This is a genomic window from Orrella sp. JC864 (assembly GCF_037026685.1).
In the GTDB taxonomy this organism is placed as follows: domain Bacteria; phylum Pseudomonadota; class Gammaproteobacteria; order Burkholderiales; family Burkholderiaceae_B; genus Orrella.
Genome location: NZ_JBANET010000002.1, coordinates 30,807 through 45,068 on the forward strand (window position 1 = coordinate 30,807; position 14,262 = coordinate 45,068).

Below are 14,262 nucleotides of genomic sequence, written 5' to 3' on the forward strand. Positions count from 1 at the left end.
TCAGGGGGGCGGCATGACGAAAGGATCAATCATATACAATCCGCGACTAGGCAGCGGCCCGCTCCGTTACGGTATTTCATGACACAGAAAGTCAGGCAGATCATCATCCACGGCGTCACAGAAGAAGGCGGCCGCTTTCGCCCCAGCGACTGGGCCGAACGGCTGGCGGGCGTGATGGCGTCTTTCCGTCCGCCCGGCGCCGCTGGCAATCACCTGACCTATTCGCCCTATGTGGTGCCGGTGCTGCTCGAGGGCGAGCGCTGCGTGGTGGTGGACGAGCGGCTGCGCGAGCTCGAGCCGCTGGCCTGGAAGTTCGTCTTGGACTTTGCCCGGGACAACCGCCTGAAGACCAGCGAGCGCCAGGCCTAGGGCCTGCCCTCAGACCGGGGTGACGACCTTGCCCGTCTCGAAGAAGCTGCGCAGGTTGTCGAACACCACGTTGGCCATTTCCTCGCGCGTCTCATAGGTGGCGCTGCCGATGTGCGGCAGCAGCACGACGTTGTCCATCTGCTTGAGCGCGTCCGGCACCTTGGGTTCGAACTCGAACACGTCCAGGCCGGCGCCGCCCAGCTTGCCGTCGGACAGGGCCTGTACCAGGGCCGTTTCGTCGATGACCGGCCCGCGCGCGATGTTCACGATCATGCCCTCGGGCCCCAGGGCCTCGATGACCTCGCGCGAGACCAGGTGGCGCGTGGCCGGGCCGCCCACGGTGGCCACCACCAGGTAGTCGGCCCATCGAGCCAGGGACACCAGGCTGGCTTCGTAGCCGTAGTCCACGTCCTGGCGCTGGCGCCGGTTGTGGTAGCGCACCTGCATGTCAAAACCCAGGCCGCGCCGGGCGATGGCCTCGCCGATGCGGCCCAGGCCCACGATGCCCAGCTTCTTGCCGCTGACCCGCGTGCCCAGCGGGAAGATCCCATGCACCTGTCCCCACTGGTTGGCGCGCACGTAGCGATCGCCCTGGGCGATGCGCCGGGCGGTGGCCAGCATCAGGCCCCAGGCCAGGTCGGCCACGCAGTCGGTGAGCACGTCGGGGGTGTTGCTGACCAGCACGTTGCGGGCGCGGGCCGCCTCCACGTCGATGGTTTCGTAGCCCACGCCCCAGCTGCAGATGGCTTGCAGGTCCGGCAGGGCGTTGATGATCTCGGCCGAGCAGCCGGCCGTGGCCGTGGTGACCACGGCGCGCACGCCCTTGCCTTCGCGCGCGAGGAAAGCGGCCTTGTCCTGTTCTTTCCAGAGCTCCAGCGGCGTGTATTCGGCGTTGAGCCTGTCTTGGGCGGTGGGGGAGCCGGCCAGCGGGCCGACTTGCAGGACGCGCGGTTTGGTAGTCATGGCGTGTATCTGTCTCGCTCGGGGTGGATGAAGCTCGATACTTTAACCGAGCCATCCCGCCCGGGCGCAAGCCGGCGGGGAAATACCCTGCCGCGCGCGAGCCCGCGGCGCGGGCGGGGCCGCCACAAAAACGTCGACACGACGCCAAACGGCGCCAGAACAAAAAAGTGCCGGTGTCAAGTCTTTCGCGCAAATCACGCAGGGCTTGAAACCGTATATGGGGCAGTAGGTTAGCTCTTTTCGGGGCCGCTTTGCAGAACCGCGGCTTCGTCGGCTAGGAGCCACATAAGAGCGTCGGGAGAGAAAGCCGCATCGCACTGTGTCGTGCTGGATTGCCGAGGAACGGCGGGCCTGTCGCGTCATCATAGCCCAAGAGGCTTGGCGGCCTCCAGAATGAAGAACGCGCAGCTGAGGGCTGCGCGTTCGATGGATGCCGTTGGAATGCGATGCCATCATGTAGGCTTTGATGGCGCGCTCCGGGTCGTCGTGCCCTTCCTGAATCCCCGATCCCCCGCCATGAACGCCTCCAGCATGTGCGGGATCAACTTCTCTGCATCGACTGCTTCGCCATATGCCTGCGCGTGCAGCGCGGCGTAGCGGTCGAGGTCGGCTTTCAGGCTGGCCGGGCAGGCAAAGGTCAGCTTGACGTTCTCGGTCTTGGGCAGCGGCCCGAGCCGCAGCTTCTTGGTCGCGCTCATTGCGAAGCTCCCCGATTGAAGAACAGCGGCTGGTAGGGCCGCAGCACTAGATCCCGGTTGACGATGATCCGCACCGGCAGGCCCGGCCGCTCGGTCAGCGTCGGCTGGATGTTCATGTTGCGCCGGGTGATCTCCTGGCCGACCTGATTGATGCCGTCCTGGGCGCTGTCGCGCCCGGCGATGACGATGCGGTTGCCGTCCTGGCGGTTCTCCGGCGCGGCCAGCTCGGCTCCGACGCCCAGCAGCGTCGTCAGCACCGCGCCCGCGACGATGCGATTCCAATGCCAATCCACGTCATCCTCTAGACCGGAATAGCCGGCTGGATCGGTGCCGACAAGGTTGTCGAGCGTCAGCGAGGACGTGTCGGGCAGGATGATCCGGTTCCACACCACCTGCACGCGGCTCTGCCCGTAGCTGACCTGGCTGTTGTAGCGCCCGAGGATGCGCGACCCCTGCGGGATCAGCAGGTACTTGCCTGTAGCCGTGTCATAGACCGGCTCCGTCACCGTGGCGATCACGTCGCCCGGCAAGTCCGACTTGATGCCCGTCACCAGCGCGCCCGCGATCACGGTTCCAGCCATCACCTGATAGGGCGACGCCGGCAGCGCCAGATTGCCGGAATTGCGGGTTTCCGTAGAACCGGCTTTCAGGAACGCCTCCTTCTGGTCTTGCCGGTTCTGCACGGCGGTCGGGTCGCCAGGCTGCGCCGCCGTCGAGGCCGACCCGGCTGCGAGCGGGTCGAAGGCCGCGAGCGCGCTTGCACCACCAGGCGCACCCGGCGTCGCCTGCGCCACCGCGGCGGTGGGGCCTTGGCCGCCCGAACGGAAGAACACCGACGAAGCCGCAGCGGCTTCTTCCTCCTTGCGCAAGGCATCGTTGGGATGGTGGCCGGGGGCCGCGTAAGCGGCCACGGCCGGCTGCTGCGAGTTCACGATGGCCGGGCCAAGATCGCCCGGCAGCGGCGGCCCCAACTCGGGCACCTTCGGCTGCAGCTTCGAGTAGTCGGCCGGCAGGCCGTCCAGCCCTTCGGACTTCGAGACGCGATCGACGTTGTAAAGCTCGGGCTGCTCGCCCGCGCTGCGCCGCTGCGGTTGCAACGACCAGATCGTGGCTCCGAGCACGGCGACCGACAGGCCGCCGACGAGGATGGCCAGCGTGCGCCGGTTCAGGCGCGTGACCGGGCGCGGCTGGGCGCGCAGCGCCAACGCCTCGGGCGCGACCTTGCCCGCTTGCGGCCTGGCGAGGTCGGGGGTGTCGTCCTGGATCATGGTCAGTTCCTCCGTGCCACGCCATCCGTGCGCTCGATCCGCACCATGGCGCCCTTGTCGCCGCCCAGGCGCAGCTCTGCCGCGCCAAAGAGGCGATCCACGATGTAGTACGGCGAGCGGAAGCGGTAGTTCACCAGTTGCCCGTCGCCTTCCGGCCCTATCACGAACAGCGGCGGCAGCTCGCCTTGCGCGATGCCAGCGGGGAACTGGATATAGACCTTCTGCCCGTCGTCGAAGGCGCGCAACGGCTTCCACGGCGGATTGCTGCCGCTGATTGCGTAGCGGAAGCGCAGGTTCTCTAGCGCCAGCCCGGCATCGACCGGCGCGGCGGCATTGGCCGCCTGCGCTTGGCGCTGTAGCGCCAGCATCCGGTCGCGCGGGTACTCCCAGGACACCGACGCCATCCACGTCTTTTCCGTCGAAGCCAGCTCCAGCAGGTACGTCCTGCGGCTGGTGGTGATGACGAGATTGGTCTTGAGGCCTGAGCGAATCGGCTTGACCAGCACGTTCACGCGCAGATCGGCACCGCTGCCGCTGGACGTGTCGCCCACGATCCAGCGCACGGTATCGCCAGCGGCCACCGTCACCAGTTCCTCGCCCGGCTGGAGCGAAACCACGGTCACGCGGCCCACGGCCGCATAGACCTGATAGAGCGCCCCGTCCGTGAAGGGCCAAACCTGAATCGCATTGACGTAGCCCTCGCGCGTGGGGGCTACGCGGGCCTCGGCATTGGCGCGCGAGACGCGCACCTTCTCGTCAGCCGGCTCCGGCGCAGGTTTGGCGTCCTCAGCTTCGGGCAACGGCTTCAACTGCGCCGGCATCGGTAGAACCTCGGGCACGGCCACCACCTCCACCGGCGCGGGCGGCTCCGGCAGCGGCTGGGCCTGCACCGGCTCATCGAGCGAGATGGTCGGCGGTGGCTTGCCCTGCGAGGCGCAGCCCACGAGGGCAAGCAGGATCACCGGCAAAGCGGATTTACGGAAAAGATCATTCATGGCTTGGCTCCTTCGGAAGAATCCAGTTCGCGGCTCCACGACAGGCCGTTGACGTAGATGCCCAGGGGGTTCTTGCGCAGGCGTTCTTCGGTGCGCGGCGGCTGGAGCACGATGGACACCACGGCCGTCCACCGCTCCAGGCCCGCCGCGGCGCCGTTGACGTAGCGGCGTTCCGTCCAGCGCACGTTGAAAGACGTGTCGCTGGCGCGCACGACGCTGGTGATCTGCACCGTCACCGACTCCTTGCCGATGCGCGCGAACGGGTCGTTGACTCGCGCGTAGTCGTTGAGCACGGCCGCGCCCTTGTCGGTCGTGTAATCGTAGGCGTCCAGCCAGTTCTGGCGGACGACGATGGGGTCGATGGACAGCGAGCGCACCAGCGTCACGAAGCGCGCGATGTGGTGCGCCGTCTGTGCATCGTTGGGCCGGTACGGCGTGGCGGCTTCGCCCACGGCGCGCACCTGGCCCGCGTTGTCCACCTCCACGACGTAGGGCGTCACGAAGGACTGCGCCGAGCGCCACACCAGGCCGCCGGCCATCAACAGCGCGAGCGTCAGACAGCCGAAGGCCATCAGGCGCCAGTTCTTCGCCTGCACGCGCGGCGAGCCGATACGGTCGTCCCACACCTGGCCGGCAGCTTGGTACGGCGTGGCAGGCTGCGGCGTGTCGGCATAGCGCACCTGCGGTTTTCTGAATCGCATGGTCAGTTCTCCTTGTGAATCGCTTTACTCGTCGGAGCCGCGCAGGCTCGGGCCTTGCCCCGAGCCGCCACCGTCACCGCCGCGCAGCGTGTGCGCGGCGGTGGTCGCGGCGTGGGTGAGTTGCTGGCGGCGATGCAGCCGCTTGGCCCAGGCGGGTTGTTCCGGCTTCTGTGCAGCGGCGTCGCCTGCGGGGGCTTCTCCTGCGGAGGCTTGGCCGGCTGACGCGCCAGCGTCGGCCATCGAGCCATTCCAGCCAGCACGGAACGGAGCGGCCATCCGCTGCCCGGCAGCGGAAGCACGGGATGCAGCCGCGTATCCGGCGGCCTGCGCGCCGGTCTTGGCGACGTTGCCCAGGCCCGCCATCGCGCCCTTTGCGCCGCCGCCAGCGGCGGCGGAACCGGCCTGGAACGCCGACTTCGCACTGCCGGCCGCCGTCGTGGCGGCGCGCGCACCGCTTCCGGCCAGCTTGGCGGCAGCCGGGGCCATGCGCGCGCCAGCAGCCACGGCGCCACCCACGCCCGTCGCGGCGGCGCCGATGGCGACAGCCGTGCCGGCAGCGCCGACAGCAGCACCGGCCATTGCGCCAGCGCCGAGCTGCGGCGCACCGGACACGAGGCCCGTGGCGACGCCGGGGCCGAAGATCCCCAGCGCCAGCAAGGTGAGCGAGGCCAGCATGATGACCAGCGCGTGGTCGATGGACGGTTCGGCGGGATGGACTTGAAACTGCGCGAACAGGCCCGAGCCGATGCCCACGATCACGGCCAGCACCAGTACCTTGACGCCGGACGACACCACGTTGCCCAGCACCTTCTCGGCGAGGAAGCTGGTCTTGTTCCACAGCGCGAACGGCACCAACACGAAGCCCGCGAGTGTGGTCAGCTTGAACTCGATCAGCGTGATGAAAAGCTGGATCGCCAGCACGAAGAAGCACAGGACCACGACCAACCAAGCGAGGAACATCACCACGATGGGATCGAGGTTCACGAACACCTCGGGAAACCCGGCCATCTCGCCGATCTGTTCCAGAATTGGCGCCCCGGCGTCGATGCCGGTCTTGGCCAGCCGGCCCGGCTGGAGGAAGTTCTCCATCGTGATGGCCGAGCCGGTGGCGGTGATGCCCAACCCGGCGAACGAGCGGAACACGATGCTGGCCAGCCAGTTGAAGTTGTTGAGGATATAGGCGAAGGCACCGACGTAGAGCACCTTGCGCAGCAGCTTGGCGATCACGTCCTCGCCCTGGCCGGTGGCATGGCTCATGGCCCAATACAGGCCGGCGATCGTCATGTCGATGACGATCAGCGTGGCCGTGAGGAACGCCACTTCGCCCCGCAGCAGTCCGAAACCCGAGTCGATGTAGGTGGCGAAGGTGTTGAGGAACTGGTCGATGATGGTCACGTCATTCATGGCGTGTCCTCCGGTTCGACGGGAACGGCCGGCGCCATGCCATCGGCCGATTCCTCGAAGCTCGGCGGGATCGGCGGCAGGTCGGGCAGCGTCAGGTATTCATCAGGCCCGGCCTGGCCAGAAAAGAAGCGCCGCCGGAAGGCTTCGGTAGCGGCGCGGCAGGCGTCCTCGCCCGTAGCCTGTCGGTCGGCCGCGCATTGCGCGCGCAATGCCTTGAGCCGCACGGGATCGGCGGCCAAGGCATCGGCAAGATTGTCGGCCGGCTGCTCGCTGCAAGCGGCCAGCAGCACAGCACACAGGACGAGGACACATCGCATGGCGGCCTCCCGTCAGTCGCGGTAGAAGTTCACGGTCTGCGGCGTGTACGGCGTGCCTTCGCCCAGGAAGCGCCGCCGCACTTCGCGGGCACGTTCCGTGGCCGCCGCCTGTCGCGCCAGCTCCAGCGAGGCGGCCCGGTCTTGTGTGATCTGGAGCCGTTGCGCCTGTATCGATTGCTTGGCCTGCAAGGCGAGCAACTGATTCATGGCCTGCATGGCCTGCAATGCACCGTGGGCCGACTGGCTCTTGCTCACAAGGTCGGCCAGCACGCTTTCGTCTTCGCCCAGGTTCTGCGACACCTGCGCCTGCATCTGCATGGTGGTCTGCAAGCCGTTGAGCGTGTTCCGCCAACGCTCCTGCGCGTCGCGGTACATCTGGTCGCCGCTGACGGTGGCGGCGTACTGCTCGGGATACAGGCGCGCGAACTCCCGATCGAGGTTCGTCACGTCGTAGGCCAAGCCGCGAGCCTGAGCGATCAGCCGCTCGGTCGTCGCCAGATTGGCGCGCAACTGGTTCACCACGCTGGACGGCAGGCTGGCGAGGTTGCGCGCCTGGTTCATCAGCATCTGCGCTTCGTTCTGAAGCTGCTGGATCTGGTTGTTGATCTGCTCCAGCGTGCGAATCGCGGTCAGCGTGTTCTGCACGAAGTTGGACGGATCGAACACCGTGATGGCAGATGCCGGTTGTACGGCCAGCAGCGATACCGACAGCGCGGCGGCGAGAGAAATGGAAAGCGCACGGATCTTCATAGCTGGTTCTCCAATAGGTGGTCAGCGGTACGGAGGGAACCCGGCGCGAGGCCGGGGAACGAGGGCAGCAGATCGGCCGCCCAATCGAGGCCGCAATGGCGCAGCCAGCCGCCTGCGAAGCCGGGCGTGCCGGCGTCCAGCAGCACGCGGTCCATGTCGCGCTGGTCTTGCGGCGTGGAAGCGCCCGCAAAGGCCAGCGTCGCCGGCCCCAGGTCGAGGTCGAATAGGCGGTTGCCGAAGCGGGATTGGTAGTAGTAGTCGCGCTTGGGCTGCGCGGTGGCGACGATTTCGATCTGCCGTGAGTTCAGGCCGAAGCCCTCGTAGATCGTACGAATCTGCGGCTCGGTCGCCTGCGGGTTCGGCAGGAAGATGCGGCTTGCGCAGCTCTCGATGATCGCGGGTGCGATGCTCGAATCCTTGATGTCCGCCAGCGATTGCGTGGCGAAGATGACACTGACGTTCTTTTTCCTGAGCGTCTTGAGCCATTGCCGGATACGCGCGGCAAACACCGGGTCATCGAGGAACAGCCACGCTTCATCGAGGATCAGCAGCGTGGGCGCACCGTCGAAGCGTTCATCGAAGCGCGCAAAGAGGTAATGCAGCACGGCCATGACGGCGGCCTTGTTGTGCATCAGTTCCTCCATCTCGAAGCACTGCACGTCGGCCATGCCTAGCCGGTCATGGTCGGCGTCCAGCAGCTTGCCGTGGGCACCGCCGAGCACATAGGGCGACAGCGCCTGACGCAGCGTGTTCGATTGCAGCAGCACGGAAAGCCCCGTCATCGTGCGCTGCTCCAACGGCGCACCGGCGAGGCTTCCCAGCGCCGACCAGATAGCCGCTTTCTCGTCGGGACCGACCGCCACGCCTTCATGCAGCAAGCGGCCTTCGATCCATTCGGCCGCCCAGGTGCGGTAGCCCTCGCGGTCGATGTGTGCCAAGGGCTGGAAGGCGATTTCGCCGTCCGTCCCGAGGTCGTAGTGCTCGCCGCCCAGCCCGAGAACCGTGGCGCGCATCGAGCGGCCCATGTCGAACGCGAAGATGCGCGAGCCGCGATAGCGGCGGAACTGCATTGCCAGCGTGGCGAGCAAAACCGACTTGCCCATGCCGGTCGGCCCCGCGACCAGCGTGTGGCCCACGTCGCCGATGTGAGTGACCAAGCGAAAAGGCGTGGCGCCATCGGTGCGCGTGACGATCAGCGGCGGGCCGTCCAGGTGCTCGTCCTTTTCCGGCCCGGCCCATACCGCCGACACCGGCATCATGTGAGCCAGGTTCAGCGTCGAGACGATGGGCTGCCGCACGTTGGCGTAGGCGTTGCCCGGAATGGACGACAGCCACGCATCCACGGCGTTGAGCGTTTCCGGGATGGTGATGAAGCCGCGTCCCTGAATGACGCGCTCAACCATGCGCAGCTTCTCGTCGGCCACGGCCGGGTCGGCATCGAGCACCGTCACCGTCGCGGTGAGGTAGCCGAAGGCGACTTGATCGCTGCCCAGCTCCTGCAAGGCCGCGTCTGCATCCGCCGCCTTGTTGCTGGCGTCGGTATCCACCAGCGGGCTTTCTTGCTGGAAGATCGTTTCGCGCAGCAGCGCGATGACGTTCTTGCGCTTGGCGAACCACTGGCGGCGCAGGCGCCCCAACTCCCGTTCCGCCTCGGCTTTGTCGAGGCACAGGAAGCGCGTGCTCCAGCGGTAGGCAAAGCCGAGGCGGTTGAGGTCGTCCAGAATCCCCGGCCAGGTCGAGGTCGGGAAGCCCCGCACCGACACCACGCGCAGGTGCTGGTCGCCCAGCATCGGTGCCAGGCCACCGACCAGCGCGGAATCGGTCAGCAGCGCGTCGATGTGGAACGGCACTTCGGGCACGCCGACGCGATAGCGCCGCGTCGAGATGGTGGCGTGTAGGTAGGTCAGCGTCTGGCTGTCATCGAGCCAGGTGATTTCCGGCATCACGCCATCGAGCAGGTCAAAGACGCGATCCGTCTCCGCGACGAAGGCTTGCAGGCGCTCGCGCCAGTCCACGCCATTCGTCGGCGTGTTCTCGTAGAGCATCTTGGCGGCACGGGCGCGCGATTCCTCGGGCGGCAGGTACACCAGCGTCAGGTGATAGCCGCTCTCGAAGTGGTTGCCCGAGTCCTCGAAGGTGGCGCGGCGTTCCTCGTCCACCAGCCACGACAGTGGCTCGGGAAACTCCGAGTGCGGATAGTCGGCGGCGGGTCGGCGCTCTGCTTCAATGAACAGCGCCCAGCCCGAACCCATGCGGCGCAGGGCGTTGTTCAGGCGTGCCGACGTGGCGATCAACTCGCCTTGCGTCGCGCTGTCGAGGTCAGGCCCGCGAAACCGGGCCGTGCGCTGGAAACTGCCGTCCTTGTTCAAGACGACGCCCGGCGCAACCAATCCAGCCCACGGCAGCCAGTCGGCGAGCAATGCGGGTCGCTGGCGGTATTCGGCAAGGTTCAGCATGGCGGCGTCCCCTCACACGTCCAGCAGCGGGCGGTGCTTGATGTGCCGGGCGAACACGGCCATGAACTGCGGATCGACGCGCGCGCCCCATACCGCCAGCGAATGGCCGACGATCCAGAGCACGACGCCAGGAATCCACAGTTGCAGGCCTAGCCCGACGGCGGCGGCCAGCGTGCCGTTGGCGATTGCCACGGTGCGCGGCGCACCGCCCAGCAGGATCGGCTCGGTCAGCGAGCGATGCAGCGGCACCTCGAACCCAGCCGCGAAGGTATCCGGGCCGCTCATACGACGGCCCCGCCGGAGAAGCTGAAGAACGACAGGAAGAAGCTCGAAGCCGCGAACGCGATGGACAGGCCGAACACGATCTGGATCAGCTTGCGGAAACCACCCGACGTGTCGCCGAAGGCCAGCGCGAGGCCGGTTGCGATGATGATGATGACCGCGACGATGCGCGCCACCGGCCCCTGGATGGATTCGAGGATGGATTGCAGCGGGCCTTCCCACGGCATCGAGGAACCGGCGGCCTGCGCGGTGCCGGCCAGGAACAGCAGCAGCGCGGCCAGCAGCAGCCCTTGCCCAGCAGGGCGGGCCAGGCTACGCAGCCGTGCAAGGCGCAAAGCCGGATTTACGGAAACACGGAAAGCAGAAATGGTCATCTGCGTCATGGCAGTTCTCCAGGTTGGTCAGGGGACGGGGAAGTCGCCGCAGCGGATGCGGCATCGGGGATCGGCAGTAGCTCGGGAAACGACGTTTCCAGCGCGTCCGCCAGTTGGTAGCCCACGCCGTCGAAGCCGACGACGCGGGCGATGCTCTCGATGCGGCGCTTGCGCCCGCGCCCGACGATGTGGATCACCACGTTGACCGCCTCGGCGATCAGCGCACGGGGCGGATTCACGGCCACTTCGAGAATCAGTTGTTCCAGGCGCAGCAGCGCGCCCAGCGCGGAGCCGGCATGGATCGTGGCGATGCCGCCGGGGTGGCCCGTGCCCCACACCTTGATGAGATCCAGCGCCTCGGCGCCGCGCACCTCGCCGACGACGACGCGATCCGGCCGCAGGCGCATGGACGAGCGCACCAGTTCCGTCATGGACACCACGCCTGCGCGCGTGCGCAGTGGAACGTGGTCGCGCGCCGCGCATTGCAGTTCCACCGTGTCTTCGAGCACCAGTACGCGGTCGCCGGTGGCGGCGATCTCGGCCAGCAGTGCATTGGCCAAGGTCGTCTTGCCGCTGCTGGTAGCGCCGGCGATCAGCACGTTCTGACGCTCGCGCACGGCGCGAACGAGAAAGCCCGCTTGGGCGCTGGTCATCATCCCGTCGATGACGTACCGCTCCAGCGGAATCACGCCGATGGCGCGCTTGCGCAGCGCGAAGGCCGGCCCCGGTGCAGCAGGCGGCAAGATGCCCTCGAAGCGTTCGCCCGTCTCGGGCAGCTCCGCCGACAAGAGCGGCTGGCCGCGATGGACTTCCGCGCCGACATGGGCCGCGACCAGGCGGATGATTCGCTCGCCATCAGCCTCGGGCATCTCAACGCCCATCGGCGCGCGGCCCGACGACAGGCGATCCACCCAAAGGGTGCGATCCGGGTTGAGCATGATTTCCACCACGTCGGGGTCTTCGAGCGCAGCGGCGATCAGCGGCCCCATTGCCGTGCGCAGCATCTGGATGCGGCGGTCGAGCGACGTGGCACTCATGGACTGCGGAACGGCGCTCATGACGCACGCTCCTGCGCTTGCGCGGCTGCCGCCGCGTCCTCCATCTGCATCGGGTCGGCATGCAGTTCCTCCACCACGTCGCGCACCAGGCTGCGGCCCCGCAGCAGGTTGCGGCCAAGCTGCTCGGTGAACTGCTCGAAGCGCGCCTTGCCCTGGGCGCGCGCCGCCTCCTGATGGGCCTCCGGCACCGGCGTGCTGACGGTCAGGTAGTAGCGGATGAACAGTGCCAGCGTCTCGATGGCGATGTTCTGGTCGCGCTCCATGCGCTCGGCCTGACGCGACAGGCGATCAAGCCGCTTGGCGATGGCCGCCTCGCGCTGGTCGGCGGCATCGGGCGACAGCCACGATGCGAGCGCCGCCGCGACGATGGACGACTTGGACACGCCTTTCTTGGCGGCCAGCTCGTCCAGGCGCTTGGCGTGCTCCGGCTGGATAAAGAGATTCAGGCGGTAGTGGCTCATAGCTCGATTCCGTCGTTGGGGTCGAGGGAAGCCAGCCGGGCCGTGCGCTGCATGGCCGGATTAAGCTGGCGAGGAAGGGGAAGCGGCAGGTCGTCGTCGTCATCGAGCAGGTCGAGGTCGGCGGTGCTCGCGGCCAGCTCGGGGGCGTAGGCGACGGTTTCGGAGAGTTCGGGTTGACGGCGTGGGCCACCGTCGTCGGTCGAAGCGCCGAAGCCTTCGGCGGCATCGGCCGCAGGCGCGGCGGGTACAGCAGGAATCGCCAGGCCGCTCCAGTCGTCCGGGCGCACCGGCGGCGCGTCGGCGTATCGGCCGTCCGCCAGCACAGGAGGCGGCAGCACGCGCCGCTTGAAATTGGCGTCCGCGTAGTAGCGCAGCTTCTTCGCCTTGATCGGCGCCACGCTCGACACCATCACCACCGCCACGTCAGGCGGAAGCTGCATGACTTCGCCGGGCGTCAGCAGCGGGCGCGCGGTTTCCTGACGCGACACCATGAGGTGGCCCAGCCACGGAGCCAGCCGGTGGCCTGCGTAATTGCGCTGGGCGCGCAGTTCGGTCGCAGTGCCCAACGTCTCGGAAATGCGCTTGGCGGTGCGCTCGTCATTCGTCGCAAACGTCACGCGCACATGGCAGTTGTCCAGAATCGAATGGTTCTGGCCGTAGGCTTTGTCGATCTGGTTGAGCGACTGCGCGATGAGGAAGCTGCGGATGCCATAGCCCGCCATGAAGGCTAGGGCCGTCTCGAAGAAGTCCAGACGCCCCAGCGCTGGGAACTCATCGAGCATCAGCAGCAGCTTGTGGCGGCGTGCGATGCCGTCGGAGCCATCGAGCGACTCGGTGAGGCGCCGGCCGATCTGGTTGAGGATCAGGCGGATGAGCGGCTTTGTCCGCGAAATGTCCGAAGGCGGCACCACCAGATATAGCGATACCGGATGCTCGGCCGCGATCAGATCGGCGATGCGCCAGTCGCAACGCGAGGTGACTTCGGCCACCGTGGGATCGCGGTACAGGCCGAGGAACGACATGGCAGTGCTCAACACGCCGGAACGCTCGTTGTCCGACTTGTTGAGCACTTCGCGCGCCGCCGATGCGACGACCGGATGCGGCCCATCGCCGAGGTGCGGCGTGGTCATCATCCGATGCAAGGTCAGCTCGAACGGGCTGGCCGGATCGGAGAGGAAGTTGGCGACGCCGCGCAGCGTCTTGTCTTCGCCCGCGTAGAGGACATGCAAGATGGCCCCGACCAGCAGCGCGTGGCTGGTCTTCTCCCAATGGTTGCGCTTCTCCAGCGCACCTTCGGGATCAACCAGAATGTCCGCGATGTTCTGCACATCGCGCACCTCATGCGCGCCGCGCCGCACCTCCAGCAGCGGGTTGTAGGCCGCCGACTTCGCATCGGTCGGGTTGAACAGCAGGCAATGCGAGAAGCGCGAGCGCCAGCCCGCAGTGATCTGCCAGTTCTCGCCTTTGATGTCGTGGATGACGGCGGATGCAGGCCAGGACAGCAGCGTCGGCACCACGAGGCCGACGCCCTTGCCCGAGCGCGTAGGCGCGAAGGTCAGGACGTGTTCCGGGCCTTCATGCCGCAGGTACTGGCGGTCGTGCTGGCCGAGGAAGACGCCGGCTGGATGCGTGAGGCCCGCCATGCGAATGTCCTGCGCGTTAGCCCAACGCGCCGAGCCGTAGGTGGTGACGAGGCGAGCTTGGCGCGAGCGCCAGACCGACATGGCGATGGCAACGCCCACGGCGACCATGCCACTGGCGCCGGCGATGGCGCCGCCGGTGTCGAATACTTCCGGCGCATAGGCGCCGAAGAAGAACCACCACTCAAACAGCTTCCACGGGTGGTAGATCGGCGTGCCAAGAAGATCGAACCAGGGAGAGCCAAGGCGTACTTGATAGCCAAGGGCCGCTGCTGTCCATTGTGTGGCGCCCCACACGCCGGCGATCACGATGCCGAACACCACGGCGATCTGACCGAACAGCACGTTCGTCCCTTGCATGACCTGGCCTCCGATTTCTCCTGCGCTGATTCCTCATGGAAATCGCGGCACAGGAACGTGCCGCATGCGTCAGGATCGGTGCCGGGTCAGTGCCGGTCAAAGACCGTTTTCAGCAGAATGGTCGAGCAAAAAGAAAGAATTAGTGTGACGGCGAGCCGAAGAAAAG

15 protein-coding genes are annotated in these 14,262 nt (G+C 67.1%); 1 reads left to right on the top strand and 14 read right to left on the bottom strand.

The genetic code is table 11. The features are described 5' to 3' along the window. Nucleotides 1–78 precede the first annotated feature (78 nt). On the top strand, nt 79–369 hold the full coding sequence (locus V8Z80_RS01875; RefSeq protein ID WP_155196950.1) for a DUF3579 domain-containing protein: 291 nt from the start codon (nt 79–81) through the stop codon (nt 367–369). A 9-nt stretch (nt 370–378) separates the two neighbouring features. On the opposite strand, the gene V8Z80_RS01880 is transcribed toward V8Z80_RS01875, so the two are convergent. The 14 genes from V8Z80_RS01880 to V8Z80_RS01945 form a co-directional block, all read right to left on the bottom strand. After that, a complete protein-coding gene (locus tag V8Z80_RS01880) occupies nt 379–1,332 on the bottom strand; it encodes a 2-hydroxyacid dehydrogenase (RefSeq protein WP_336060853.1) in 954 nt (317 codons plus the stop codon). A gap of 452 nt (nt 1,333–1,784) precedes the next feature. Beyond that, complete coding sequence (locus V8Z80_RS01885) at nt 1,785–2,030, bottom strand: DUF2274 domain-containing protein (RefSeq protein ID WP_011516115.1); 246 nt, start codon at nt 2,028–2,030, stop codon at nt 1,785–1,787. Next, a complete protein-coding gene (locus V8Z80_RS01890; protein ID WP_011516114.1) occupies nt 2,027–3,298 on the bottom strand; it encodes a TrbI/VirB10 family protein in 1,272 nt (423 codons plus the stop codon). The genes V8Z80_RS01885 and V8Z80_RS01890 overlap by 4 nt, the downstream gene beginning before the upstream one ends. A gap of 2 nt (nt 3,299–3,300) precedes the next feature. Further along, nucleotides 3,301–4,293, bottom strand: coding sequence for a P-type conjugative transfer protein TrbG (gene trbG / locus V8Z80_RS01895; protein WP_011516113.1), 993 nt, complete (start codon nt 4,291–4,293; stop codon nt 3,301–3,303). Continuing rightward, nucleotides 4,290–4,994, bottom strand: a complete 705-nt coding sequence (gene trbF, locus V8Z80_RS01900) for a conjugal transfer protein TrbF (RefSeq protein ID WP_011516112.1) — start codon at nt 4,992–4,994, stop codon at nt 4,290–4,292. The genes trbG and trbF overlap by 4 nt, the downstream gene beginning before the upstream one ends. Nucleotides 4,995–5,018: 24 nt before the next feature. Continuing rightward, complete coding sequence (trbL, locus tag V8Z80_RS01905) at nt 5,019–6,398, bottom strand: P-type conjugative transfer protein TrbL (RefSeq protein ID WP_011516111.1); 1,380 nt, start codon at nt 6,396–6,398, stop codon at nt 5,019–5,021. Beyond that, nucleotides 6,395–6,715 (bottom strand): hypothetical protein, encoded by a 321-nt coding sequence (locus tag V8Z80_RS01910; RefSeq protein WP_011516110.1) that lies wholly within the window; start codon nt 6,713–6,715, stop codon nt 6,395–6,397. The genes trbL and V8Z80_RS01910 overlap by 4 nt, the downstream gene beginning before the upstream one ends. A 12-nt stretch (nt 6,716–6,727) precedes the next feature. Beyond that, on the bottom strand, nt 6,728–7,465 hold the full coding sequence (trbJ, locus tag V8Z80_RS01915; RefSeq protein ID WP_011516109.1) for a P-type conjugative transfer protein TrbJ: 738 nt from the start codon (nt 7,463–7,465) through the stop codon (nt 6,728–6,730). After that, entirely contained in the window at nt 7,462–9,921 is a 2,460-nt protein-coding gene (gene trbE / locus V8Z80_RS01920; protein ID WP_011516108.1) for a conjugal transfer protein TrbE, read from the bottom strand. The genes trbJ and trbE overlap by 4 nt, the downstream gene beginning before the upstream one ends. Nucleotides 9,922–9,933: 12 nt before the next feature. Next, nucleotides 9,934–10,206: a VirB3 family type IV secretion system protein gene (locus V8Z80_RS01925; RefSeq protein WP_003138984.1), complete on the bottom strand. Its 273-nt coding sequence runs from the start codon at nt 10,204–10,206 to the stop codon at nt 9,934–9,936. Beyond that, nucleotides 10,203–10,586, bottom strand: coding sequence for a TrbC/VirB2 family protein (locus V8Z80_RS01930; RefSeq protein WP_011516107.1), 384 nt, complete (start codon nt 10,584–10,586; stop codon nt 10,203–10,205). Before V8Z80_RS01930 ends, V8Z80_RS01925 begins: the two co-directional genes overlap by 4 nt. Next, nucleotides 10,583–11,635 (bottom strand): P-type conjugative transfer ATPase TrbB, encoded by a 1,053-nt coding sequence (trbB, locus tag V8Z80_RS01935; protein ID WP_066132405.1) that lies wholly within the window; start codon nt 11,633–11,635, stop codon nt 10,583–10,585. The genes V8Z80_RS01930 and trbB overlap by 4 nt, the downstream gene beginning before the upstream one ends. Then, nucleotides 11,632–12,096 carry a ribbon-helix-helix protein, CopG family gene (locus tag V8Z80_RS01940; RefSeq protein WP_021159346.1) on the bottom strand — a complete coding sequence of 155 codons (465 nt, stop codon included), beginning with the start codon at nt 12,094–12,096 and terminating at the stop codon, nt 11,632–11,634. The genes trbB and V8Z80_RS01940 overlap by 4 nt, the downstream gene beginning before the upstream one ends. Next, nucleotides 12,093–14,096, bottom strand: a complete 2,004-nt coding sequence (locus V8Z80_RS01945) for a conjugal transfer protein TraG (protein ID WP_021159345.1) — start codon at nt 14,094–14,096, stop codon at nt 12,093–12,095. The genes V8Z80_RS01940 and V8Z80_RS01945 overlap by 4 nt, the downstream gene beginning before the upstream one ends. Between the last annotated feature and the right edge of the window lie 166 nt (nt 14,097–14,262).